This window comes from Citrobacter sp. U14242 (assembly GCF_046555775.1).
Lineage (GTDB): Bacteria > Pseudomonadota > Gammaproteobacteria > Enterobacterales > Enterobacteriaceae > Citrobacter.
On the sequence record NZ_JBKGLW010000007.1, the window covers coordinates 301,365 to 323,573 of the forward strand.

General features: G+C 51.6%; 21 protein-coding genes. 18 read left to right on the plus strand and 3 right to left on the minus strand.

What is annotated here, in order from left to right; genetic code table 11:
• Positions 1 to 156 precede the first annotated feature (156 nt).
• The 15 genes from ispU to tilS all read left to right on the plus strand — a co-directional run bounded on the left by ispU (position 157) and on the right by tilS (position 18,853).
• The gene (gene ispU / locus ACLJXE_RS14030) at positions 157 to 915 is read left to right on the plus strand and encodes a (2E,6E)-farnesyl-diphosphate-specific ditrans,polycis-undecaprenyl-diphosphate synthase (protein ID WP_410751201.1); all 759 of its coding nucleotides are present in this window, start codon (positions 157 to 159) and stop codon (positions 913 to 915) included.
• A gap of 12 nt (positions 916 to 927) precedes the next feature.
• On the plus strand, positions 928 to 1,785 hold the full coding sequence (gene cdsA, locus ACLJXE_RS14035; RefSeq protein WP_040230031.1) for a phosphatidate cytidylyltransferase: 858 nt from the start codon (positions 928 to 930) through the stop codon (positions 1,783 to 1,785).
• Between the two features lie 11 nt (positions 1,786 to 1,796).
• Positions 1,797 to 3,149, plus strand: a complete 1,353-nt coding sequence (rseP, locus tag ACLJXE_RS14040) for a sigma E protease regulator RseP (protein WP_410751202.1) — start codon at positions 1,797 to 1,799, stop codon at positions 3,147 to 3,149.
• Between the two features lie 29 nt (positions 3,150 to 3,178).
• Positions 3,179 to 5,599 (plus strand): outer membrane protein assembly factor BamA, encoded by a 2,421-nt coding sequence (gene bamA, locus ACLJXE_RS14045; protein WP_286630806.1) that lies wholly within the window; start codon positions 3,179 to 3,181, stop codon positions 5,597 to 5,599.
• Between the two features lie 122 nt (positions 5,600 to 5,721).
• Positions 5,722 to 6,207 carry a molecular chaperone Skp gene (gene skp / locus ACLJXE_RS14050; RefSeq protein ID WP_005132103.1) on the plus strand — a complete coding sequence of 162 codons (486 nt, stop codon included), beginning with the start codon at positions 5,722 to 5,724 and terminating at the stop codon, positions 6,205 to 6,207.
• 3 nt (positions 6,208 to 6,210) lie between these two features.
• Positions 6,211 to 7,236, plus strand: a complete 1,026-nt coding sequence (gene lpxD, locus ACLJXE_RS14055; RefSeq protein ID WP_286630807.1) for a UDP-3-O-(3-hydroxymyristoyl)glucosamine N-acyltransferase — start codon at positions 6,211 to 6,213, stop codon at positions 7,234 to 7,236.
• A gap of 104 nt (positions 7,237 to 7,340) precedes the next feature.
• Complete coding sequence (gene fabZ, locus ACLJXE_RS14060) at positions 7,341 to 7,796, plus strand: 3-hydroxyacyl-ACP dehydratase FabZ (RefSeq protein ID WP_003018528.1); 456 nt, start codon at positions 7,341 to 7,343, stop codon at positions 7,794 to 7,796.
• A 3-nt stretch (positions 7,797 to 7,799) separates the two neighbouring features.
• Positions 7,800 to 8,588: an acyl-ACP--UDP-N-acetylglucosamine O-acyltransferase gene (lpxA, locus tag ACLJXE_RS14065; protein ID WP_005132096.1), complete on the plus strand. Its 789-nt coding sequence runs from the start codon at positions 7,800 to 7,802 to the stop codon at positions 8,586 to 8,588.
• On the plus strand, positions 8,588 to 9,736 hold the full coding sequence (gene lpxB / locus ACLJXE_RS14070; RefSeq protein ID WP_061067280.1) for a lipid-A-disaccharide synthase: 1,149 nt from the start codon (positions 8,588 to 8,590) through the stop codon (positions 9,734 to 9,736). The genes lpxA and lpxB overlap by 1 nt, the downstream gene beginning before the upstream one ends.
• Complete coding sequence (rnhB, locus tag ACLJXE_RS14075; RefSeq protein WP_410751203.1) at positions 9,733 to 10,329, plus strand: ribonuclease HII; 597 nt, start codon at positions 9,733 to 9,735, stop codon at positions 10,327 to 10,329. The genes lpxB and rnhB overlap by 4 nt, the downstream gene beginning before the upstream one ends.
• Positions 10,330 to 10,353: 24 nt before the next feature.
• Entirely contained in the window at positions 10,354 to 13,836 is a 3,483-nt protein-coding gene (dnaE, locus tag ACLJXE_RS14080; RefSeq protein WP_410751204.1) for a DNA polymerase III subunit alpha, read from the plus strand.
• 12 nt (positions 13,837 to 13,848) lie between these two features.
• Positions 13,849 to 14,808 (plus strand): acetyl-CoA carboxylase carboxyl transferase subunit alpha, encoded by a 960-nt coding sequence (gene accA, locus ACLJXE_RS14085; RefSeq protein ID WP_003018513.1) that lies wholly within the window; start codon positions 13,849 to 13,851, stop codon positions 14,806 to 14,808.
• Between the two features lie 98 nt (positions 14,809 to 14,906).
• Positions 14,907 to 17,045, plus strand: coding sequence for a lysine decarboxylase LdcC (ldcC, locus tag ACLJXE_RS14090; RefSeq protein WP_286630812.1), 2,139 nt, complete (start codon positions 14,907 to 14,909; stop codon positions 17,043 to 17,045).
• A 64-nt stretch (positions 17,046 to 17,109) separates the two neighbouring features.
• Positions 17,110 to 17,499: a VOC family protein gene (locus ACLJXE_RS14095; protein ID WP_048212638.1), complete on the plus strand. Its 390-nt coding sequence runs from the start codon at positions 17,110 to 17,112 to the stop codon at positions 17,497 to 17,499.
• 61 nt (positions 17,500 to 17,560) lie between these two features.
• Entirely contained in the window at positions 17,561 to 18,853 is a 1,293-nt protein-coding gene (gene tilS, locus ACLJXE_RS14100) for a tRNA lysidine(34) synthetase TilS (RefSeq protein ID WP_410751205.1), read from the plus strand.
• Between the two features lie 83 nt (positions 18,854 to 18,936).
• Here the strand turns inward: tilS and rof are convergent, their stop codons facing one another.
• On the minus strand, positions 18,937 to 19,197 hold the full coding sequence (rof, locus tag ACLJXE_RS14105; RefSeq protein WP_048212636.1) for a Rho-binding antiterminator: 261 nt from the start codon (positions 19,195 to 19,197) through the stop codon (positions 18,937 to 18,939).
• Positions 19,184 to 19,384, minus strand: coding sequence for a YaeP family protein (locus ACLJXE_RS14110; RefSeq protein ID WP_005132083.1), 201 nt, complete (start codon positions 19,382 to 19,384; stop codon positions 19,184 to 19,186). The genes rof and ACLJXE_RS14110 overlap by 14 nt, the downstream gene beginning before the upstream one ends.
• 199 nt (positions 19,385 to 19,583) lie before the next feature.
• Between ACLJXE_RS14110 and ACLJXE_RS14115 the strand changes: the two genes are divergently transcribed.
• The 3 genes from ACLJXE_RS14115 to nlpE are packed head-to-tail and all read left to right on the plus strand — an operon-like array spanning position 19,584 to position 21,281.
• Positions 19,584 to 20,126, plus strand: coding sequence for a YaeQ family protein (locus tag ACLJXE_RS14115; RefSeq protein WP_286630815.1), 543 nt, complete (start codon positions 19,584 to 19,586; stop codon positions 20,124 to 20,126).
• Positions 20,126 to 20,548, plus strand: a complete 423-nt coding sequence (gene arfB, locus ACLJXE_RS14120) for an alternative ribosome rescue aminoacyl-tRNA hydrolase ArfB (protein ID WP_410751206.1) — start codon at positions 20,126 to 20,128, stop codon at positions 20,546 to 20,548. The genes ACLJXE_RS14115 and arfB overlap by 1 nt, the downstream gene beginning before the upstream one ends.
• 31 nt (positions 20,549 to 20,579) lie before the next feature.
• Complete coding sequence (gene nlpE, locus ACLJXE_RS14125) at positions 20,580 to 21,281, plus strand: envelope stress response activation lipoprotein NlpE (protein ID WP_410751207.1); 702 nt, start codon at positions 20,580 to 20,582, stop codon at positions 21,279 to 21,281.
• 70 nt (positions 21,282 to 21,351) lie between these two features.
• On the opposite strand, the gene ACLJXE_RS14130 is transcribed toward nlpE, so the two are convergent.
• Positions 21,352 to 22,173, minus strand: a complete 822-nt coding sequence (locus ACLJXE_RS14130; protein ID WP_410751208.1) for a YaeF family permuted papain-like enzyme — start codon at positions 22,171 to 22,173, stop codon at positions 21,352 to 21,354.
• Positions 22,174 to 22,209: the final 36 nt, after the last annotated feature.

The following is a 22,209-nucleotide window of genomic DNA, read 5'->3' on the forward strand; positions in this document are numbered from 1 at the left end:
TGTTAGCGTTGGGCTTCAGTGATATAGTCTGCGCCACCTGATCGCAGGTATTTGCTTTTTTTCGATCGGGTAAGCCGTGGTTTGACACGGCTTTTTTGTGGATAGGCTTCAGTATTCCTGAGTACCGTAAATCCTTTCAGGGACTAAAAACGCGTTATGTTGTCTGCAACTAAACCATTAAGCGAAAATTTGCCAGCACATGGTTGTCGCCATGTCGCAATTATCATGGATGGCAATGGCCGCTGGGCGAAAAAGCAAGGGAAGATCCGCGCCTTTGGGCACAAGGCCGGAGCAAAATCCGTCCGCAGGGCTGTCTCTTTTGCTGCCAATAACGGTATTGATGCGTTAACGCTGTATGCCTTTAGCAGTGAGAACTGGAACCGACCAGCGCAGGAAGTCAGCGCGTTAATGGAGTTGTTTGTGTGGGCACTTGATAGCGAAGTGAAAAACCTGCACCGCCATAACGTGCGCCTGCGTATTATTGGGGATATCAGTCGATTTAACACTCGTTTGCAAGAACGGATTCGCAAGTCGGAAGCGCTTACCACCCAGAATACCGGGCTAACGCTGAATATTGCCGCGAATTACGGTGGACGGTGGGATATTGTCCAGGGCGTCAGGCAACTGGCTCAACAGGTGCAGGAAGGTCTGTTGCGTCCGGAGCAAATTGATGAAGAGATGCTTGGTCAGCAAGTTTGTATGCATGAGCTGGCTCCTGTGGATTTAGTGATAAGGACTGGGGGAGAGCATCGAATTAGTAATTTTTTGTTGTGGCAAATTGCCTACGCCGAACTTTACTTTACGGATGTTCTCTGGCCCGATTTCGATGAACAAGACTTTGAAGGTGCGCTACATGCCTTTGCTAATCGTGAGCGTCGTTTCGGCGGCACCGAGCCCGGTGATGAAAAAGCCTGATGGGGGTCGCTTTTGCTGAAGTATCGCCTGATTTCTGCTTTTGTTTTAATACCCGTTGTCATCGCGGCGTTGTTTTTGTTGCCGCCGGTGGGGTTCGCCATTGTTACGCTGGTCGTCTGTATGCTGGCCGCCTGGGAATGGGGACAGTTAAGCGGTTTTGCCACTCGTACACAGCGAGTCTGGTTGGCGGTTTTGTGTGGGCTATTGCTGGCACTGATGCTGTTTTTGCTGCCTGAGTATCATCATAATATTCACCAACCGCTGGTTGAAGTGTCGCTTTGGGCGTCGTTGGGCTGGTGGGCCGTGGCGTTATTACTGGTGCTGTTTTACCCCGGTTCAGCCTCGGTCTGGCGTAATTCCAAAACATTACGCATAATTTTCGGCGTGTTAACCATTGTTCCTTTCTTTTGGGGAATGCTGGCGCTACGTGCCTGGCACTATGATGAGAATCATTATAGTGGCGCACTATGGCTGCTGTATGTCATGATCCTCGTCTGGGGAGCGGATTCCGGTGCATATATGTTTGGTAAGTTGTTTGGCAAACATAAACTGGCGCCGAAGGTTTCTCCTGGTAAAACCTGGCAGGGTTTTATTGGCGGACTTGCCACTGCAGCTGTAATCTCGTGGGGTTATGGTATGTGGGCGAATCTTGAAGTTGCGCCTGTCACCTTGCTCATTTGCTCCATCGTTGCAGCCCTGGCCTCTGTGCTGGGTGACCTGACCGAGAGTATGTTTAAGCGTGAAGCAGGTATTAAGGACAGTGGTCACTTAATACCAGGACATGGTGGTATTCTGGATCGTATTGACAGCCTGACGGCTGCGGTGCCGGTCTTTGCTTGCCTGTTGTTACTGGTATTCAGGACGCTCTAACGGATGGTCTTATGCTGAGTATTCTCTGGAATCTGGCTGCATTCATCGTTGCACTTGGTGTACTTATCACCGTGCATGAATTTGGTCATTTCTGGGTTGCACGGCGCTGCGGAGTCCGCGTCGAGCGCTTTTCCATTGGCTTTGGAAAAGCGCTTTGGCGCCGTACCGATAAACAGGGTACGGAATACGTTATCGCCTTAATCCCCCTCGGCGGTTACGTCAAAATGCTGGATGAGCGCGCTGAACCAGTTGTACCGGAGCTGCGCCACTACGCTTTCAACAATAAAACAGTTGGCCAGCGCGCGGCCATTATTGCTGCAGGCCCGATTGCAAATTTCCTCTTCGCTATTTTTGCCTACTGGCTGGTCTTTATCATCGGTGTCCCTGGCGTTCGTCCGGTTGTTGGTGAAATAACACCCAACTCGATTGCTGCCCAGGCGCAAATTCAGCCTGGTACGGAACTAAAAGCAGTTGATGGTATCGAAACCCCTGATTGGGATACCGTCCGGTTGCAGCTGGTATCCAAAATTGGTGATGAGCATACGACCATCAGCGTGGCGCAGTTTGGTAGTAACCAGCGACAGGACAAAACGCTGGATTTACGCCATTGGGCATTTGAGCCAGACAAAGAGGATCCCGTCTCGAGTTTGGGCATTCGTCCACGTGGTCCACAGATTGAACCGGTGCTGTCAGAAGTGCAGGTTAACTCCGCGGCAAGTAAGGCGGGTTTGCAAGCTGGCGACAGGATCGTTAAAGTCAATGGTCAGCCGCTGACGCAATGGATGACGTTCGTGACGTTGGTGCGCGATAATCCTGATAAGCCGCTAGCGCTAGAAATTGAAAGACAAGGGAACTCCTTGTCTTTGACGTTAACCCCGGATTCAAAACCGGGTAACGGAAAGGCCGAAGGTTTTGCGGGCGTAGTGCCTAAAATTATCCCTCTGCCTGATGAGTATAAGACAGTACGCCAGTATGGGCCATTCAGCGCCATCATCGAAGCCTCGGATAAAACGTGGCAGTTGATGAAGCTAACGGTCAGTATGCTGGGAAAATTGATTACCGGTGATGTAAAACTGAACAACCTCAGTGGGCCGATTTCTATCGCCCAGGGGGCTGGGATGTCAGCGGAGTTCGGGGTTATTTATTACCTGATGTTCCTTGCGCTTATTAGCGTGAACTTAGGGATAATCAACCTGTTTCCGCTGCCCGTTCTTGACGGGGGGCATCTGCTGTTCCTGGCGATTGAAAAGCTGAAGGGCGGTCCGGTATCCGAGCGGGTTCAAGACTTTAGTTATCGCATTGGCTCGATCTTGCTGGTGTTGTTAATGGGGCTTGCACTTTTCAATGATTTCTCTCGGTTGTAAGAGAGTGTTAGGAAGAACGCATAATAACGATGGCGATGAAAAAGTTGCTCATAGCGTCGCTGCTGTTTAGCAGCGCCACCGTATACGGTGCTGAAGGGTTCGTCGTGAAGGACATTCATTTCGAAGGCCTACAGCGAGTCGCCGTTGGTGCGGCCCTCCTTAGTATGCCGGTGCGCACAGGCGACACGGTTAATGATGAAGACATCAGTAACACCATTCGTGCTCTGTTCGCCACCGGTAACTTTGAGGATGTCCGCGTCCTGCGCGATGGTGATACCCTTCTGGTTCAGGTAAAAGAACGTCCGACGATTGCCAGCATCACTTTCTCCGGTAACAAATCGGTGAAAGATGACATGCTGAAGCAAAACCTCGAGGCGTCTGGCGTACGTGTTGGCGAGTCTCTGGATCGCACCACGCTTGCCGATATCGAAAAAGGCCTGGAAGATTTCTACTATAGCGTCGGTAAATACAGCGCCAGTGTGAAAGCGGTGGTAACGCCGTTGCCGCGTAACCGCGTTGACCTCAAACTGGTCTTCCAGGAAGGCGTTTCGGCGAAGATCCAACAGATCAATATCGTCGGCAACCATGCCTTCACAACCGACGAGCTTATCTCTCACTTCCAACTGCGCGATGAAGTACCGTGGTGGAACGTGGTGGGCGATCGTAAATACCAGAAACAGAAACTGGCGGGCGACCTTGAAACCCTGCGCAGTTACTATCTGGATCGCGGTTATGCTCGCTTCAATATCGATTCCACGCAGGTTAGCCTGACGCCGGATAAAAAAGGTATCTACATCACCGTTAACATCACAGAAGGCGAGCAGTACAAGCTTTCTGGGGTCCAGGTGAGTGGTAACCTGGCTGGACACTCTGCCGAAATTGAGACCCTGACGAAAATCGAACCGGGTGAACTCTATAACGGCACCAAAGTGACCAAAATGGAAGATGATATCAAGAAGCTTCTGGGACGCTATGGTTATGCCTACCCGCGCGTACAGTCGCAGCCTGAAATCAACGATGCAGACAAAACCGTTAAATTGCGTGTAAACGTGGATGCGGGTAACCGTTTCTATGTGCGTAAGATCCGTTTTGAAGGTAACGACACCTCGAAAGATTCCGTACTGCGTCGCGAAATGCGCCAGATGGAAGGTGCCTGGTTGGGCAGCGATCTGGTTGACCAGGGTAAAGAGCGTCTGAACCGTCTGGGTTACTTTGAAACTGTTGATACCGATACTCAACGTGTTCCGGGCAGTCCTGATCAGGTTGATGTGGTCTATAAGGTGAAAGAACGCAACACCGGTAGCTTTAACTTCGGTGTGGGTTACGGCACTGAAAGTGGCGTGAGCTTCCAGGCGGGCGTTCAGCAAGATAACTGGTTAGGTACCGGTTATTCAGTCGGGATTAGTGGCACCAAAAACGACTATCAGACCTATACTGAGCTGTCTGTCACCAACCCGTACTTCACCGTCGATGGTGTGAGCCTCGGTGGTCGTGTCTTCTATAACGACTTTGAAGCAGATGATGCAGACCTGTCCGACTATACCAACAAAAGCTATGGTACGGATGTAACCCTGGGCTTCCCGGTCAACGAATACAATACGTTGCGTGCGGGCCTGGGTTATGTGCATAACAAACTGTCCAATATGCAGCCGCAGATTGCGATGGAGCGTTATCTTGATTCAATGGGACAATATGACGCCAACAGCTTTACCGCGGATGATTTCACCTTTAACTACGGTTGGACCTATAACAAGCTGGACCGTGGGTATTTCCCAACGGAAGGTACGCGTGTCAACCTGAACGGTAAAGTGACTGTTCCGGGTTCCGATAACGAATACTACAAAGCGACGTTGGATACGGCGACCTATGTGCCGATCGATGACGACCACAAGTGGGTGGTTCTGGGACGTACCAAGCTGGGCTATGGTGATGGCATTGGCAGTAAAGAGATGCCGTTCTATGAGAACTTCTACGCGGGTGGTTCCAGCACCGTGCGTGGCTTCCAGTCCAATACTATCGGTCCGAAAGCCGTCTATAAGAACGGGGCTTATTCTGGCGATAGATACAATAATAACAACTACGAAGAGTGTACGGGTGCTGCGTTGTGTAAATCAGACGATGCGGTCGGCGGTAACGCCATGGCTGTCGCGAGCCTGGAATTCATCACGCCTACGCCGTTTATCAGCGACAAGTATGCTAACTCGGTTCGTACCTCCTTCTTCTGGGATATGGGTACCGTGTGGGATACGAACTGGCAGAACACTGCCGACACTCGTGCACTTGGCGTACCTGATTACAGCGATCCGAATAATATCCGTATGTCTGCGGGTATCGCGTTACAATGGATGTCCCCATTGGGGCCGTTGGTTTTCTCCTACGCCCAACCGTTCAAGAAGTACGATGGAGACAAAGCGGAACAGTTCCAGTTTAACATTGGTAAAACCTGGTAATTGTTCTTCGCAAAGGAATGTAGTGGTAGTGTAGCGATGACTTTAGGCGATCTTGCATGGGATCGCCTGGCCACGCAAAGAACTGCACCTTCGTGTGCAAATGGGATGGTAAGGAGTTAATTGTGAAAAAGTGGTTATTAGCTGCAGGTCTCGGTTTAGCGATGGCAACGTCCGCACAGGCTGCTGACAAAATTGCAATCGTCAACATGGGTAGCCTGTTCCAACAGGTTGCGCAGAAGACTGGTGTTTCTACTACTCTGGAAAATGAGTTCAAAGGCCGTGCCAGCGAACTGCAGCGTATGGAATCCGACCTGCAATCTAAAATGCAGCGTCTGCAATCAATGAAAGCAGGCAGCGACCGTACCAAGCTGGAAAAAGACGTAATGGCTCAGCGCCAGACTTTCTCTCAGAAAGCGCAGGCTTTCGAGCAGGATCGTCAACGTCGTTCTAACGAGGAACGCGGCAAGCTGGTTAATCGTATCCAGACAGCTGTGAAATCTGTTGCGAGCAGCCAGAGTATCGATCTGGTTGTTGACGCGAACACCGTTGCATACAACAGCAGCGATGTAAAAGACATCACCGCTGACGTACTGAAACAGGTTAAATAAGTAATGCCTTCAATTCGACTGGCTGATTTAGCAGAGCAGTTGGATGCAGAATTACACGGTGATGGCGATATCGTCATCACCGGCGTAGCGTCCATGCAATCTGCGCAAACTGGCAATATCACGTTCATGGTGAATCCAAAGTACCGTGAGCACCTGAGTGCATGCCAGGCTTCTGCCGTTGTGATGACGCAGGACGATCTTCCGTTTGCTAAGAGTGCTGCGCTGGTAGTGAAGAATCCCTACCTGACCTATGCACGAATGGCGCAAATTTTAGATACCACGCCTCAGCCTGCGCAAAATATTGCACCCAGTGCAGCGATCGATGCAACGGCGAAGTTGGGTAACAATGTTTCTGTGGGCGCGAATGCGGTCATTGAGTCTGGCGTAGAACTGGGCGATAACGTAGTTATCGGCGCGGGTTGCTTCGTTGGAAAAAACACAAAAATCGGCGCAGGTTCACGCTTGTGGGCGAATGTGACGATTTACCACGACATTCAGATCGGTGAAAATTGCCTGATCCAGTCCAGCACTGTTGTCGGATCCGACGGATTTGGTTACGCGAACGATCGCGGTAACTGGGTGAAGATCCCACAACTGGGTCGCGTGATTATTGGCGATCGTGTTGAGATTGGCGCATGTACCACGATTGACCGTGGTGCGCTGGACGATACCGTGATCGGTAACGGTGTTATCATTGATAACCAGTGCCAGATTGCGCATAACGTCGTGATTGGCGACAATACGGCTGTAGCCGGTGGCGTCATTATGGCGGGTAGCCTGAAGATTGGCCGTTACTGTATGATTGGCGGCGCCAGCGTGATTAATGGGCATATGGAAATATGTGACAAAGTCACGGTAACTGGCATGGGTATGGTGATGCGTCCTATCACAGAACCTGGCGTCTACTCCTCAGGCATTCCGCTACAACCCAACAAGGTATGGCGTAAAACAGCTGCACTGGTGATGAACATTGATGATATGAGCAAGCGCCTCAAAGCGATTGAGCGCAAGGTTAATCAACAAGACTAAAACATCGTTTTACGCATGTCTGACTTTACGGCCTGTCACATTCCTGGGATTGCGGCAGGCCGTGTTATTATTGCCTTTTAGTATATTTAGACAGGAAGAGTATTTTGACTACTAACACTCATACTCTGCATATTGAAGAGATTTTAGAACTTCTGCCGCACCGTTTTCCGTTTTTACTGGTAGATCGCGTGCTGGATTTTGAAGAAGGCCGTTTTCTGCGCGCAGTGAAAAATGTATCCGTTAACGAACCTTTCTTTCAGGGCCACTTCCCGGGTAAACCGATTTTTCCTGGCGTGTTGATTCTGGAAGCGATGGCGCAGGCCACGGGTATTCTGGCGTTTAAAAGCGTAGGAAAACTGGAACCTGGCGAACTGTATTATTTCGCAGGTATTGATGAAGCACGCTTTAAGCGTCCTGTCGTGCCTGGCGATCAGATGATCATGGAAGTGACTTTCGAGAAAACGCGCCGCGGCCTGACCCGTTTCAAAGGGGTTGCGCTGGTCGACGGTAAAGTTGTGTGCGAAGCAACGATGATGTGTGCCCGTAGCCGGGAGGCCTGATACGTGATTGATAAATCCGCCTTTATTCACCCAACAGCCATTGTCGAAGACGGCGCCAGCATTGGCGCTAATGCTCACATTGGCCCATTTTGTATTGTTGGACCCCATGTTGAAATTGGTGAGGGTACCGTACTGAAGTCTCACGTTGTCGTGAATGGCCATACAAAAATTGGTCGCGATAACGAGATTTATCAGTTTGCCTCCATTGGTGAAGTGAACCAGGACCTGAAATATGCTGGTGAACCGACCCGCGTGGAAATTGGCGATCGCAACCGCATTCGCGAAAGCGTCACCATTCATCGTGGCACAGTGCAGGGCGGTGGGTTGACGAAGGTGGGTAGCGATAACTTACTGATGATTAACGCACACGTTGCGCATGATTGTACGGTAGGTAACCGCTGCATTCTGGCGAATAACGCGACACTTGCCGGACATGTTTCACTTGATGATTTTGTTATCATCGGCGGCATGACCGCGGTGCATCAGTTCTGCATTATTGGTGCACACGTGATGGTTGGTGGCTGCTCTGGCGTAGCCCAGGACGTCCCGCCATACGTTATCGCCCAGGGCAACCACGCGACGCCATTTGGCGTTAACATCGAAGGTCTGAAACGCCGCGGATTCACCCGTGAAGCCATTACTGCAATCCGCAACGCCTATAAAGCGCTGTACCGCAGCGGTAAAACGCTTGAGGAAGTGAAACCGGAAATCGCCGAACTGGCGAAGCAGTACCCCGATGTTCAGGCTTTTAGTGATTTCTTTGAACGCTCAACGCGTGGTCTGATTCGTTAATGACTGAGCAGCGTCCTTTAACGATTGCCCTTGTCGCCGGAGAAACCTCCGGCGATATTCTTGGTGCCGGTTTAATTCGTGCGCTCAAGGCTCGTGTTCCCAATGCGCGTTTTGTTGGCGTTGCGGGTCCATTGATGCAGGCGGAAGGCTGTGAAGCCTGGTACGAAATGGAAGAACTGGCAGTAATGGGCATTGTAGAAGTGCTCGGGCGCCTGCGTCGTTTACTGCATATCCGTGCCGATCTCACTCGCCGATTCACCGACCTTAAGCCGGATGTTTTCGTCGGGATTGATGCGCCTGATTTCAACATTACCCTTGAAGGTAACCTGAAATCGCAGGGTATTAAAACCATTCATTATGTCAGCCCCTCTGTATGGGCGTGGCGACAGAAACGCGTTTTCAAAATAGGCAGATCCACCAATATGGTGCTGGCCTTTCTGCCTTTCGAAAAAGCGTTTTATGACAAATTTAACGTCCCGTGTCGCTTTATCGGTCACACTATGGCGGACGCCATGCCGCTGGATCCAGATAAAAACGCGGCGCGTGATGTGCTAGGCATTCCTCATGATGCTCACTGCCTGGCGCTTTTACCTGGGAGTCGTGGTGCAGAAGTGGAGATGCTCAGCGCCGATTTTCTGAAAACGGCGCAGCTATTACGTCAGCATTATCCGGATCTCGAAGTCGTCGTGCCGTTGGTCAATGCCAAACGGCGCGAGCAATTTGAACGTATCAAGGCTGAGGTTGCCCCGGAACTTTCCGTGCATATGCTCAACGGAATGGGACGTGAAGCAATGGTCGCCAGTGATGCTGCGCTGTTGGCCTCTGGCACGGCTGCACTGGAATGTATGCTGGCGAAATGCCCAATGGTTGTCGGCTATCGAATGAAACCTTTCACTTTCTGGTTGGCAAAACGTCTGGTGAAGACCGATTACGTATCGCTGCCTAACCTGCTGGCGGGAAGAGAACTCGTCAAAGAGCTGTTGCAGGATGAATGTGAACCGCAGGCGCTGGCGCACGCGTTGCTGCCTTTGCTGGCGAACGGTAAAACCAGCCATGCGATGCACGACACGTTCCGCGAATTGCACCAGCAGATCCGTTGCAATGCGGATGAGCAGGCAGCGGATGCAGTTCTGGAGTTAGCACAATGATTGAATTTGTTTATCCACATATGCATTTGGTGGCGGGTGTGGATGAAGTTGGACGTGGCCCATTGGTTGGCGCGGTAGTGACTGCCGCTGTTATTCTTGACCCGGCACGTCCGATAGTTGGTCTTAACGACTCCAAAAAATTGTCGGAAAAGCGCCGACTTGCGCTTTTTGATGAAATCAAAGATAAAGCGTTAAGCTGGAGCCTGGGGCGTGCGGAACCGCATGAAATCGACGAATTGAACATTCTGCATGCCACAATGCTGGCAATGCAGCGTGCGGTTGCAGGTTTGCATATTGCGCCGGAATACGTCCTGATCGATGGAAACCGCTGCCCGGCCTTACCGATGCCGTCGATGGCGGTGGTGAAAGGTGACAGCCGCGTTGCGGAAATCAGCGCAGCGTCCATCCTGGCGAAAGTGACGCGCGATGCTGAAATGGCCGAGCTGGATAAGGTTTTCCCGCAGTATGGTTTTGCTCAGCACAAAGGTTATCCAACCGCTTTTCATCTGGCTGCGCTCGCTGAGCATGGTGCAATTGAGCACCATCGTCGCAGTTTTGCTCCTGTCAAACGCGCACTGGGACTCACGTCCTGATTCTTGTGTTAAAGGAATCTGAAGATGTCTGAACCTCGTTTCGTCCACCTGCGGGTGCACAGCGACTATTCCATGATCGATGGGCTGGCGAAAACCGGGCCGCTGGTGAAAAAGGCGGCCGCGTTGGGCATGCCTGCGCTGGCGATCACCGATTTTACCAACCTGTGTGGTCTGGTGAAGTTTTACGGAGCGGGTCATGGCGCAGGTATTAAGCCGATTGTTGGCGCAGATTTTCATGTTCGTAGCGAACTGTTGGGTGATGAGCTCACGCAACTGACGGTATTGGCTGCTAATAATACGGGCTACCAGAACCTGACATTGTTGATATCAAAAGCCTATCAGCGCGGCTATGGCGCAGAAGGGCCGGTGATAGACAGAGACTGGCTGATAGAGCTGAAAGAAGGGTTAATCTTGCTTTCCGGCGGCCGTATGGGTGATGTCGGACGCAGCCTGTTGCGCGGGAACAGCGCACTGGTCGACGAGTGCGTGGCGTTTTATGAAGAGCATTTCCCTAATTGCTACTTCCTTGAGCTGATCCGTACCGGTCGACAGGATGAAGAAAATTACCTGCATGCTGCAGTAGCACTGGCCGAAACACGGGGCCTGCCGGTGGTCGCGACCAACGATGTTCGCTTCCTTGAAACCGGTGACTTTGACGCACACGAAATCCGCGTGGCGATCCACGACGGTTTTACGCTTGATGATCCAAAACGCCCGCGTAACTACTCGCCGCAGCAGTATATGCGCAGCGAAGAGGAGATGTGCGAGCTGTTCTCCGATATCCCGGAGGCGCTGGAAAACACTGTCGAGATTGCCAAACGTTGCAACGTGACGGTGCGCCTGGGCGAATACTTCCTGCCGCAGTTCCCGACAGGCGACATGACCACCGAGGATTTCCTCGTCGCGAAATCGCGTGAGGGCCTGGAAGAACGTCTGGCGTTTTTGTTCCCCGATCCTGAAGTCCGTGCGCAGAAGCGACCGCCTTATGATGAACGTCTGGAAGTTGAACTTAAAGTTATCAACCAGATGGGGTTCCCGGGCTACTTCCTGATCGTAATGGAGTTTATCCAGTGGTCGAAAGATAACGGTGTACCTGTAGGCCCTGGACGTGGTTCTGGTGCGGGCTCGCTGGTGGCTTACGCGTTAAAAATTACCGACCTTGATCCGCTGGAATTTGACCTGCTGTTCGAACGCTTCCTGAACCCGGAACGTGTCTCGATGCCTGATTTCGACGTTGACTTCTGTATGGAGAAACGCGACCAGGTTATTGAACACGTCGCGGAAATGTATGGGCGCGATGCGGTTTCGCAGATTATTACCTTCGGTACCATGGCGGCGAAAGCGGTTATCCGTGACGTGGGTCGAGTACTGGGGCACCCATACGGGTTTGTTGACCGTATCTCGAAACTGGTACCGCCCGATCCGGGTATGACGCTGGCTAAAGCCTTTGAGGCTGAACCTCAACTGCCGGAAATCTATGAGGCAGATGAAGAGGTTCGGGCGCTTATTGATATGGCGCGCAAGCTGGAAGGCGTCACGCGTAACGCAGGTAAACACGCCGGTGGTGTCGTTATCGCCCCGACAAAAATTACTGATTTTGCACCGCTGTACTGTGATGAGCAGGGGCTGCACCCGGTTACCCAGTTTGATAAAAACGATGTGGAATACGCCGGCCTGGTGAAGTTCGACTTCCTCGGTCTGCGCACGCTCACTATCATCAACTGGGCGCTGGAGATGATCAACGCGCGGCGCAAAAAGAACGGCGAACCGCCGCTGGATATCGCCGCTATCCCGCTGGACGACAAGAAAAGTTTTGACATGCTGCAACGCTCGGAGACGACAGCCGTCTTCCAGCTTGAATCCCGCGGTATGAAAGATCTTATCAAGCGACTGCAGCCTGACTGCTTCGAAGATATGATAGCCCTGGTGGCACTGTTCCGCCCCGGTCCGCTACAGTCGGGGATGGTAGATAACTTTATTGACCGTAAGCACGGGCGTGAAGAGATCTCTTACCCGGATGTGCAGTGGCAACATGAGTGCCTGAAACCGGTACTGGAGCCAACCTACGGCATTATCCTGTATCAGGAACAGGTCATGCAGATTGCCCAGGAGCTGTCTGGCTATACCCTTGGTGGCGCGGACATGTTGCGTCGCGCGATGGGTAAGAAAAAACCAGAAGAGATGGCCAAGCAGCGCGGCACCTTTGAGGAAGGGGCGAAGAAGCGTGGTGTAGACGGTGAGCTGGCGATGAAAATCTTTGACCTGGTGGAGAAATTCGCCGGTTACGGATTTAACAAATCGCACTCCGCTGCCTATGCGTTGGTCTCTTACCAGACGCTGTGGCTGAAAGCGCATTACCCCGCTGAGTTTATGGCGGCGGTGATGACAGCTGATATGGATAACACCGAGAAAGTGGTGGGATTAGTGGATGAATGCTGGCGTATGGGGCTGAAAATCCTGCCGCCAGATATCAACTCCGGATTGTACCATTTTCACGTTAACGATGATGGCGAGATTGTCTACGGTATCGGCGCGATAAAAGGCGTGGGTGAGGGGCCAATTGAAGCTATCATTGAGGCGCGTAATAAAGGCGGTTACTTCCGCGAGCTGTTTGATCTCTGTGCCCGTACGGATATCAAAAAACTCAATCGCCGGGTGCTGGAAAAACTGATCATGTCCGGGGCGTTTGACCGCCTGGGGCCGCATCGTGCAGCACTAATGAACTCACTGAACGATGCGCTTAAAGCCGCCGATCAACATGCGAAAGCGGAAGCTATCGGTCAGGCCGATATGTTTGGCGTACTGGCGGAAGAGCCGGAACAAATTGAGCAATCCTATGCCAGCTGCCAGCCGTGGCCGGAACAGGTGGTACTGGACGGTGAGCGTGAAACGTTAGGACTTTATCTGACGGGACACCCTATCAACCAGTATTTAAAAGAAATTGAGCGCTATGTCGGAGGCTACAGGCTGAAAGACATGCATCCGACAGAACGTGGTAAAGTTACCACGGCTGCGGGGCTCGTCATTGCTGCGCGGGTAATGGTCACCAAGCGTGGCAATCGTATCGGCATCTGTACACTGGATGACCGTTCCGGGCGTCTGGAAGTGATGTTATTTACCGATGCCCTGGATAAATACCAGCAATTGCTGGAAAAAGACCGCATACTTATCGTCAGCGGACAGGTCAGCTTTGATGACTTCAGCGGCGGGCTTAAAATGATGGCCCGTGAAGTCATGGATATTGACGAAGCCCGGGAAAAATATGCTCGCGGGCTTGCTATCTCGCTGACGGACAGGCAAATTGATGACCAGCTTTTAAACCGACTCCGTCAGTCTCTGGAACCCCACCGCTCGGGGACAATTCCAGTACATCTCTACTATCAGAGGGCGGATGCACGAGCACGATTGCGTTTTGGCGCAACGTGGCGTGTCTCTCCGAGCGATCGTTTGTTAAACGATCTCCGTGGCCTTATTGGTTCGGAGCAGGTGGAACTGGAGTTTGACTAATACAGGAATACTATGAGTCTGAATTTCCTTGATTTTGAACAGCCGATTGCAGAGCTGGAAGCAAAAATCGATTCTCTGACTGCGGTTAGCCGTCAGGATGAGAAACTGGATATTAACATCGATGAAGAAGTGCATCGTCTGCGTGAAAAAAGCGTAGAACTGACGCGTAAAATCTTCGCCGATCTTGGCGCATGGCAGGTAGCCCAGCTGGCTCGTCATCCACAGCGTCCATACACCCTGGATTATGTCCGCCTGGCGTTTGATGAATTTGATGAGCTGGCGGGCGATCGTGCCTATGCAGATGACAAGGCCATTGTCGGCGGCATCGCGCGTCTGGATGGCCGTCCGGTGATGATCATTGGTCATCAGAAAGGCCGTGAGACCAAAGAGAAAATTCGTCGTAACTTCGGCATGCCAGCGCCGGAAGGCTATCGCAAAGCGCTACGTCTGATGGAAATGGCTGAGCGTTTCAATATGCCGATCATTACTTTCATCGACACTCCTGGGGCTTACCCGGGTGTGGGCGCGGAAGAACGTGGCCAGTCTGAAGCGATTGCGCGTAATCTGCGTGAGATGTCACGTCTGAGCGTGCCGGTCATCTGTACCGTTATCGGTGAAGGTGGTTCCGGTGGTGCACTGGCAATCGGTGTGGGTGATAAAGTGAATATGCTGCAATACAGCACCTATTCCGTTATCTCCCCGGAAGGTTGTGCTTCTATTCTGTGGAAAAGTGCAGACAAAGCCCCGCTGGCTGCAGAAGCGATGGGGATTATCGCACCGCGTCTGAAAGAGCTGAAACTTATCGACTCTATCATCCCGGAGCCGCTGGGTGGAGCACACCGTAACCCGGAAGTGATGGCTGCATCACTGAAAGCACAGCTGTTGGCCGACCTTGCCGATCTGGACGTGTTAAGCAAAGATGATTTGAAAAACCGTCGTTATCAGCGTTTGATGAGTTACGGCTACGCGTAAACTGCATTTATTCTGAAAAGGGCCACAGCTTTGTGGCCCTTTTTTTACCTGCGGTTTGACCAGGCTATGATTAACTAAGGTTTTTCCAGGAGGAACGCATGAATATCATTGCCATCATGGGACCGCATGGCGTCTTTTATAAAGATGAGCCCATCAAGGAGCTTGAACGTGCGCTACAGCAGCAGGGGTTTCAGATTATCTGGCCGCAGAATAGCAACGACTTGCTGAAATTTATTGAGCACAACCCGCGAATTTGTGGCGTCATTTTTGACTGGGATGAATACAGCCTGGATTTGTGTAGCGACATCAACCAGCTTAACGAATACCTCCCACTTTACGCCTTTATCAATACCCATTCGACGATGGATGTCAGCGCACACGATCTGCGCATGGCGCTGTGGTTCTTTGAGTACGCATTGGGTCAGTCTGACGATATTGCCACGCGTATTCGCCAGTACACCAATGAATATCTCGACAACATTACGCCACCTTTTACCAAAGCGCTGTTTACCTATGTGAAAGAAGGAAAGTACACTTTTTGTACCCCAGGGCATATGGCGGGAACGGCATACCAGAAAAGTCCGGTCGGTTGCCTGTTCTACGATTTCTTTGGCGGCAATACGCTTAAGGCGGATGTCTCCATTTCGGTGACTGAGCTGGGATCGCTGCTAGACCATACCGGTCCGCACCTCGAAGCGGAGGAGTACATCGCGCGCACGTTTGGTGCCGAGCAAAGCTATATGGTCACTAATGGCACCTCGACATCGAATAAAATTGTTGGCATGTATGCCGCACCTTCGGGAAGTACGCTACTGATTGACCGCAACTGTCATAAGTCTCTGGCGCATTTGCTGATGATGAGCGATGTCGTGCCCGTATGGCTCAAGCCGACGCGTAATGCGCTGGGTATCCTCGGTGGTATACCTAAGAGTGAATTTACCCGGGAGAGTATTGAGCGCAAGGTCGCAGAGACGGTACAGGCGCAATGGCCAGTGCATGCGGTAATTACTAACTCCACTTACGATGGGTTGCTCTACAACACTAACTGGATCAAACAAACGCTGGATGTGCCTTCTATTCATTTTGATTCGGCCTGGGTGCCGTATACCCATTTTCATCCAATCTATCAGGGAAAAAGTGGTATGAGCGGCGATCGGGTGCCGGGAAAGGTGATTTTTGAAACCCAGTCCACCCACAAGATGCTGGCTGCGCTGTCGCAGGCTTCGCTGATTCATATTAAAGGCGATTATGACGAAGAGACGTTCAACGAAGCCTTTATGATGCACACCTCCACCTCACCGAGTTACCCGATTGTCGCTTCGATCGAGACGGCGGCAGCGATGCTACGTGGAAACTCAGGTAAGCGATTAATCAATCGCTCCGTTGAGCGGGCATTACACTTTCGCAAAGAAGTACAGCGACTGCGTGAAGAATCTGACGGCTGGTTCTTTGATATCTGGCAGCCCGAAAAAGTGGATGAAGCAGAGTGCTGGCCAGTGGCACCTGGCGAAGACTGGCACGGATTTGTTGATGCTGATGCCGACCATATGTACCTCGACCCGGTGAAAGTGACCATTCTGACGCCAGGGATGGATGAGCAGGGAAATATGAGCGAAGAGGGGATCCCCGCTGCACTGGTGGCGAAATTCCTTGATGAACGCGGTGTCGTCGTCGAGAAAACGGGTCCGTATAATCTGTTGTTCCTGTTCAGTATTGGTATTGATAAAACCCGGGCGATGGGTCTGCTACGTGGACTAACGGAATTTAAACGTTCGTACGATCTGAATTTACGCGTTAAAAACATGCTGCCGGATCTGTATGCTGAGGATCCCGATTTTTATCGCAATATGCGCATTCAGGATCTGGCACAGGGAATCCATCGATTGATCCGCCAACACGATCTCTCCGGGTTGATGCTGCGGGCATTCGACACGTTGCCGGAAATGAAAATGACGCCACATCAGGCCTGGCAGCGGCAGATCAAAGGTGAAGTGGAGACCGTGACCCTCGATCAACTGGTGGGGCGCGTTTCTGCCAATATGATATTGCCTTATCCTCCTGGTGTCCCGCTGCTGATGCCCGGAGAAATGATCACAGAAAAAAGCCGGTCAGTGCTCGATTTCCTGCTGATGCTGTGCTCTGTGGGGCAGCGCTACCCTGGATTTGAAACTGACATTCATGGAGCTAAGTTGGGAGAGGACGGCGTGTATCGTGTGAGAGTCCTAAAAATGGCATAACGACTTGCCTGAACCCGTTGCGCACGAGTAACGTGCTGAGAGTAAAATTAAAGAGGCGAAGAACATGCTGGGGTTAAAACAGGTTCACCATATTGCCATTATTGCGACGGACTACAGGGCCAGTAAGGCATTTTACTGTGATGTATTAGGCTTCACGTTAATGAGTGAAGCCTACCGGGAAGAACGTGACTCCTGGAAAGGTGATCTGGCGCTGAACGGCCAGTACGTGATTGAGCTTTTTTCTTTTCCATTTCCCCCCTGTCGTCCCAGTAGACCGGAAGCCTGCGGTTTACGCCATCTGGCGTTCAGCGTCGAGGATGTGGAAAAGTCGATTGCTCATCTTGAAGCCCACCATGTGAAATGTGAGCCGGTGCGCATCGATCCCTTTACCGGTAAACGCTTTACGTTTTTTAACGATCCAGACGGATTACCGCTTGAACTGTACGAGCTGTAAGGCTTGTCATTGTCGCTTTAGCCCGGTAACGTGCCGGGCAATGCTATTGTAAGCAATCATCATGACGACACTTACGCTGAATACTTCACTTCTGAACACTAACGCGATCCTCGTTGCCTTTAGCGGCGGCCTCGACTCTACCGTGCTGTTGCACCAACTGGTGCTGTGGCGAATGCAGCATCCGGAGGTCTCTCTGCGGGCCATCCATATACATCATGGATTAAGCCCGCATGCAGACCGCTGGGTGCAACATTGTGAGGCGGTATGCGTGCAGTGGCAGGTTCCGCTGGTGGTTGAGCGGGTTCATCTGCAGGATGACGGGCTGGGCATCGAGGCGCAAGCCCGACGAGCGCGCTATCAGGCCTTTGCGCAGACACTGTTGCCTGGAGAGGTGCTGATGACCGCTCAGCATCTGGACGATCAATGTGAGACATTTTTGTTAGCGCTTAAGCGTGGTAGTGGTCCTGCAGGGCTTTCGGCCATGGGGGAAAGTTCGCCTTTTAGCGGTACCCAACTCATTCGACCTCTGTTGATGCAAACGCGTGGTGCGCTTGAGCAGTGGGCGCGCCAGCATGAATTACGGTGGATTGAAGATGAAAGTAATCAGGATGATGCCTACGATCGCAACTTCTTACGTCTGCGTATTATCCCGCACCTGCAACAGCGGTGGCCGCGCTTTGCGCAAGCTACAGCCCGTAGCGCTGCGCTGTGTGCCGAGCAGGAACGTTTACTGGATGAGTTGCTGACCGACGATTTAGCCAACTGCGTTACGGCGCAAGGTACACTCTTGCTCGGGCCATTAATGACGATGAGTACCGTACGACGTGCTGCGCTGCTTCGTCGCTGGCTGGCAGGATTAAATGCACCGATGCCTTCCCGTGATGCGTTAGAACGTATCTGGCAGGAAGTCGCGTTGGCACGTGAGGACGCATCGCCCTGTTTTCACCTTGGTGAGTATGACGTCCGCCGTTATCAGTCGCAGCTGTGGTGGGTGAAGTCGGTTGACGGGCAAAGTGAAACCGTCATCCCGTGGCAATCCTGGAAAACGCCGTTAGCGCTGCCTGCAGGGTTGGGCGAGATACAGCTTATCGCTACGGGTGAGCTGCGCAGGCCACACGTTGATGAACCCGTTAGTATTCGTTTTAAAGCGCCAGGGTTATTGCATATTGTCGGGCGTAACGGTGGGCGTAAGCTTAAAAAAATCTGGCAGGAGCAGGGTATTCCTCCCTGGCGGCGAGACACCACGCCATTACTGTTTTACGGTGACACGCTGATTGCGGCGGCAGGGGCTTTCGTGACGCATGACGGGCTGGCAAAAAATGAAGAAGGGGTGAGTCTGGTGTGGCGTGCCTGATGGCGCTGCGCTTATCAGGCCTACGTATCGTATGGAAAGTAGGTCTGATAAGGAGCCTGCACCGCCATCCGGCAACAAAATAATCAGGATTCGCTGACCACCACAGTACCGATTTGCGGGTGGCTGAAGCTGGCAATTTTGTCGAGGCGAAGCTCACGGGTTTCACCCGAGACATCGGCGACCAGATATTCCACATTTTTGCGTGAAACCAGGTCATTGGCTTTCGCCTGTAGAACTTCGCCATCTTTGAGCGCCAGCGTCAGTAACAAATGGTGCTGGCAGGCGAGTTCAAGATTGTCGTAATCATCACAGTTGATGGGTTGATACGTTTCATTCATTGACATAATCGCTCACCAGTAAGTTCGCGGCAGCATAGGCCGCCTTTTCCCTGACCGACTCTGAAAGGGCGCTGTCTGCCGCCACTTCATTAAGTACCTTCAATACGCAACCTAGCGCATCCGGGACATACCCTAAGTCTCCGCTGGCGATTTCCGCGTACCGCTTGCGTATTAACTCACAATATTTTTCCACATGCCCTCCTGTCAGCACTCTGACTTAACCGTGGATGCAAGTCTAAGCCTACGAAGATAAACTCTGTTTAGCAAGGTGACTATACCATACTCATTCAAGCAATATCAGCGCCTTGATAGACGGTACGTTCGTTAGCGGTTAGCAGCCTTTTGCCACAGTTTTCGCTACAATGGACGCCTGATTCAAAAGGAGTTCTCCCATGGCGCTTAAAGCGACAATCTATAAAGCCGTCGTCAATGTAGCGGATCTCGACCGCAACCAGTTTCTTGACGCGACATTGACGCTGGCGCGTCATCCTTCAGAAACCCAGGAACGCATGATGTTGCGTTTGTTGGCATGGATTAAATATGCCGACGAGCGACTGCAATTCACGCGGGGTTTAAGCGCTGAAGACGAACCCGAAGCATGGTTGCGCAACGACCACCTGGGCATCGATCTCTGGATTGAACTCGGTTTGCCGGATGAACGTCGCCTTAAGAAGGCGTGTACCCAGTCTGCTGAAGTCGCTTTGTTTGCCTATAACAGCCGCGCAGCGCAAATCTGGTGGCAGCAGAATCAGACCCGATGCGCGCAGTTTGCCAATTTATCCGTGTGGTATCTGGATGATGAACAACTGGCGCAACTGAGTGAGTTCGCAGGACGCACCATGGCGCTGCAGGCAACTATTCAGGACGGTGCTATCTGGTTGTCAGACTCTCAGAACAATCTGGAAATCCATCTGTCTGCGTGGCAGCAGCGTTGATGATTATTATCTCCCGAAATGTCTCTATCCCTGATAACGAGCTGGAAATCACCGCTATTCGGGCACAGGGTGCAGGTGGACAGCATGTTAACAAGACCTCAACGGCTATTCATTTGCGCTTTGACATTCGGGCCTCCAGCCTGCCAGAGTATTACAAGGAACGCCTATTGGCTGCCAGCCATCATCTGATCAGCGGCGATGGTGTCATTATTATTAAGGCTCAGGAATACCGTAGCCAGGAATTGAACCGGGAAGCGGCAATATCCCGGCTGGTGGCAGTGATTAAAGAATTAACCGCAGTGCAGAAAAGCAGGCAGGCAACGCGCCCGACACGCGCTTCAAAAGAGCGCAGATTGTCATCAAAGGCGCAAAAGTCCACTGTGAAGGCACTGCGCGGGAAAGTTCGTCGCCCACAGGACTGACGAATGGGAATACAATATTTAGAAGGAATCTGTGGTGAAAACAGCAATACTGTCATTAGCAGCTGTATTTACACTCTTTGCCTTGATCGGCTGTAACAATCGCTCTGAAGTTGATGTTCTGCAACCGACACAAGCAGCAGAATTAAAACCGATGCAGCAAAGCTGGCGTGGCATCTTGCCTTGTGCGGACTGCGAAGGGATTGAAACCTCTTTGTTCCTGGAAAAAGATGGAACATGGATAATGAACGAACGCTATCAGGGCGTACGTGATGAACCCTCTTCGTTTGCTTCATATGGCTCATGGGCGCGTACGGCTGACAAGCTGGTGCTGATGGACAGCAAAGGTGAAAAGTCTTACTACCGGGCAAAAGGCGAGGCACTGGAAATGCTCGATCGTGAAGGCAATCCAATTGAGTCACAGCTCAACTATACCTTGCAGCCGGTTTCTGCCAGTCTGCCCGTGACGCCAATGCCGATGCGCGGGATGTATTTCTACATGGCGGATGCGGCGATCTTTACCGACTGCGCAACGGGTAAACGCGTTTCTGTAGCGAACAACGCGCAACTGGAGCGAGATTATCTGGTTGCGCGTGGCACAACGGATAAGGCGGTTCTGCTAACGGTGGAAGGGCACTTCACGATGGAAGCAAATCCGGATACGGGCGTGCCAGTTAAAACTTTAAGAGCAGATAAAGAAATTAAGTTTATCCCCGGGCAGAGTTGCGAAAATTAATCTGTCGCTTATAAAAACTGTCCGGTGATTTCGCGGACAGTTTTTCCTATTTTCGGCTTCATAGATTTTATCAGATCAATCCAACAAAGCGGCTCGTTCTGATATAAATTCCTAACTTCAGGTGGCCGACATACTGTAGCTGCGTTTCAGACTTAAACGCGGAAATATCGCCTTCGCGCATATGCATCAGGTCGGAAGGACTGATCCAACCCGACTGCGCCATCGTTAGCGGATGCCCGGCTTTGGCAAACGCATCACTCACGAATTCGGAGCAAAACCACGCCTTCTTTTCCCCCTCGCTGGTATTGCTCAATTGTGCTTTCGCCAGTCCGCTGATGCATTGCTGGCGAAAATCCTCTGAGAAAGGATTCAACGAACATATTTGCTTGGTCATCATAAACGGAATAAATTCTGCGATGCCGCGATAGTTATAGCCGCTGTCCTTGATTTTATAGGCAAATATTTTGATTTCTTTGGCTTGCTGCGGGGTGAGGTCGGGGACTCTCAGGGCAAAAAGCTTATCACTGTGCTTTTCCACCTGCTTAAGAGAAACGATTTGTACGCCCGCCCCGGTCGCTTCTGCAACTTCATTATTACCCAGGTAAACGGCGACATGACTGACGGAAGAAGTGCTGAACGCGCGGATACTGAATGAAGTGACCCCAAGGCTGGAAGAGAATAATAGATCGCCAGGCTTGAGGTCGGTATCTGTAATCTCATGTAGTGCCTTAGCGGTAAATGAGCTTTGATGCTGGAATTTTACCACCCATTTTTTTGCCTGTGCATCTACAGCGGTTGCAGATGAATTCTGCTGACTGACGTCAACCGTGCAGGCTGAAAGAAGAAGACAGATGGGGAAGAGCAGGCGGTAATACGCTGTTGGTTTAGCCATTTTATACAATCCATGTAAAAAAAGGCCCTGATTATC

What these genes read in the sequence shown, in the direction of transcription:
- ldcC (WP_286630812.1), top strand. Translation starts at nt 14,907, where the DNA reads ATGAATATCATTGCCATCATGGGACCGCATGGCGTCTTTTATAAAGAT.
- rof (WP_048212636.1), bottom strand. Translation starts at nt 19,197, where the DNA reads ATGTCAATGAATGAAACGTATCAACCCATCAACTGTGATGATTACGAC.
- dnaE (WP_410751204.1), top strand. Translation starts at nt 10,354, where the DNA reads ATGTCTGAACCTCGTTTCGTCCACCTGCGGGTGCACAGCGACTATTCC.
- accA (WP_003018513.1), top strand. Translation starts at nt 13,849, where the DNA reads ATGAGTCTGAATTTCCTTGATTTTGAACAGCCGATTGCAGAGCTGGAA.
- rnhB (WP_410751203.1), top strand. Translation starts at nt 9,733, where the DNA reads ATGATTGAATTTGTTTATCCACATATGCATTTGGTGGCGGGTGTGGAT.
- ACLJXE_RS14130 (WP_410751208.1), bottom strand. Translation starts at nt 22,173, where the DNA reads ATGGCTAAACCAACAGCGTATTACCGCCTGCTCTTCCCCATCTGTCTT.
- ispU (WP_410751201.1), top strand. Translation starts at nt 157, where the DNA reads ATGTTGTCTGCAACTAAACCATTAAGCGAAAATTTGCCAGCACATGGT.
- tilS (WP_410751205.1), top strand. Translation starts at nt 17,561, where the DNA reads ATGACGACACTTACGCTGAATACTTCACTTCTGAACACTAACGCGATC.
- lpxB (WP_061067280.1), top strand. Translation starts at nt 8,588, where the DNA reads ATGACTGAGCAGCGTCCTTTAACGATTGCCCTTGTCGCCGGAGAAACC.
- arfB (WP_410751206.1), top strand. Translation starts at nt 20,126, where the DNA reads ATGATTATTATCTCCCGAAATGTCTCTATCCCTGATAACGAGCTGGAA.
- rseP (WP_410751202.1), top strand. Translation starts at nt 1,797, where the DNA reads ATGCTGAGTATTCTCTGGAATCTGGCTGCATTCATCGTTGCACTTGGT.
- lpxD (WP_286630807.1), top strand. Translation starts at nt 6,211, where the DNA reads ATGCCTTCAATTCGACTGGCTGATTTAGCAGAGCAGTTGGATGCAGAA.
- bamA (WP_286630806.1), top strand. Translation starts at nt 3,179, where the DNA reads ATGGCGATGAAAAAGTTGCTCATAGCGTCGCTGCTGTTTAGCAGCGCC.
- ACLJXE_RS14115 (WP_286630815.1), top strand. Translation starts at nt 19,584, where the DNA reads ATGGCGCTTAAAGCGACAATCTATAAAGCCGTCGTCAATGTAGCGGAT.
- ACLJXE_RS14095 (WP_048212638.1), top strand. Translation starts at nt 17,110, where the DNA reads ATGCTGGGGTTAAAACAGGTTCACCATATTGCCATTATTGCGACGGAC.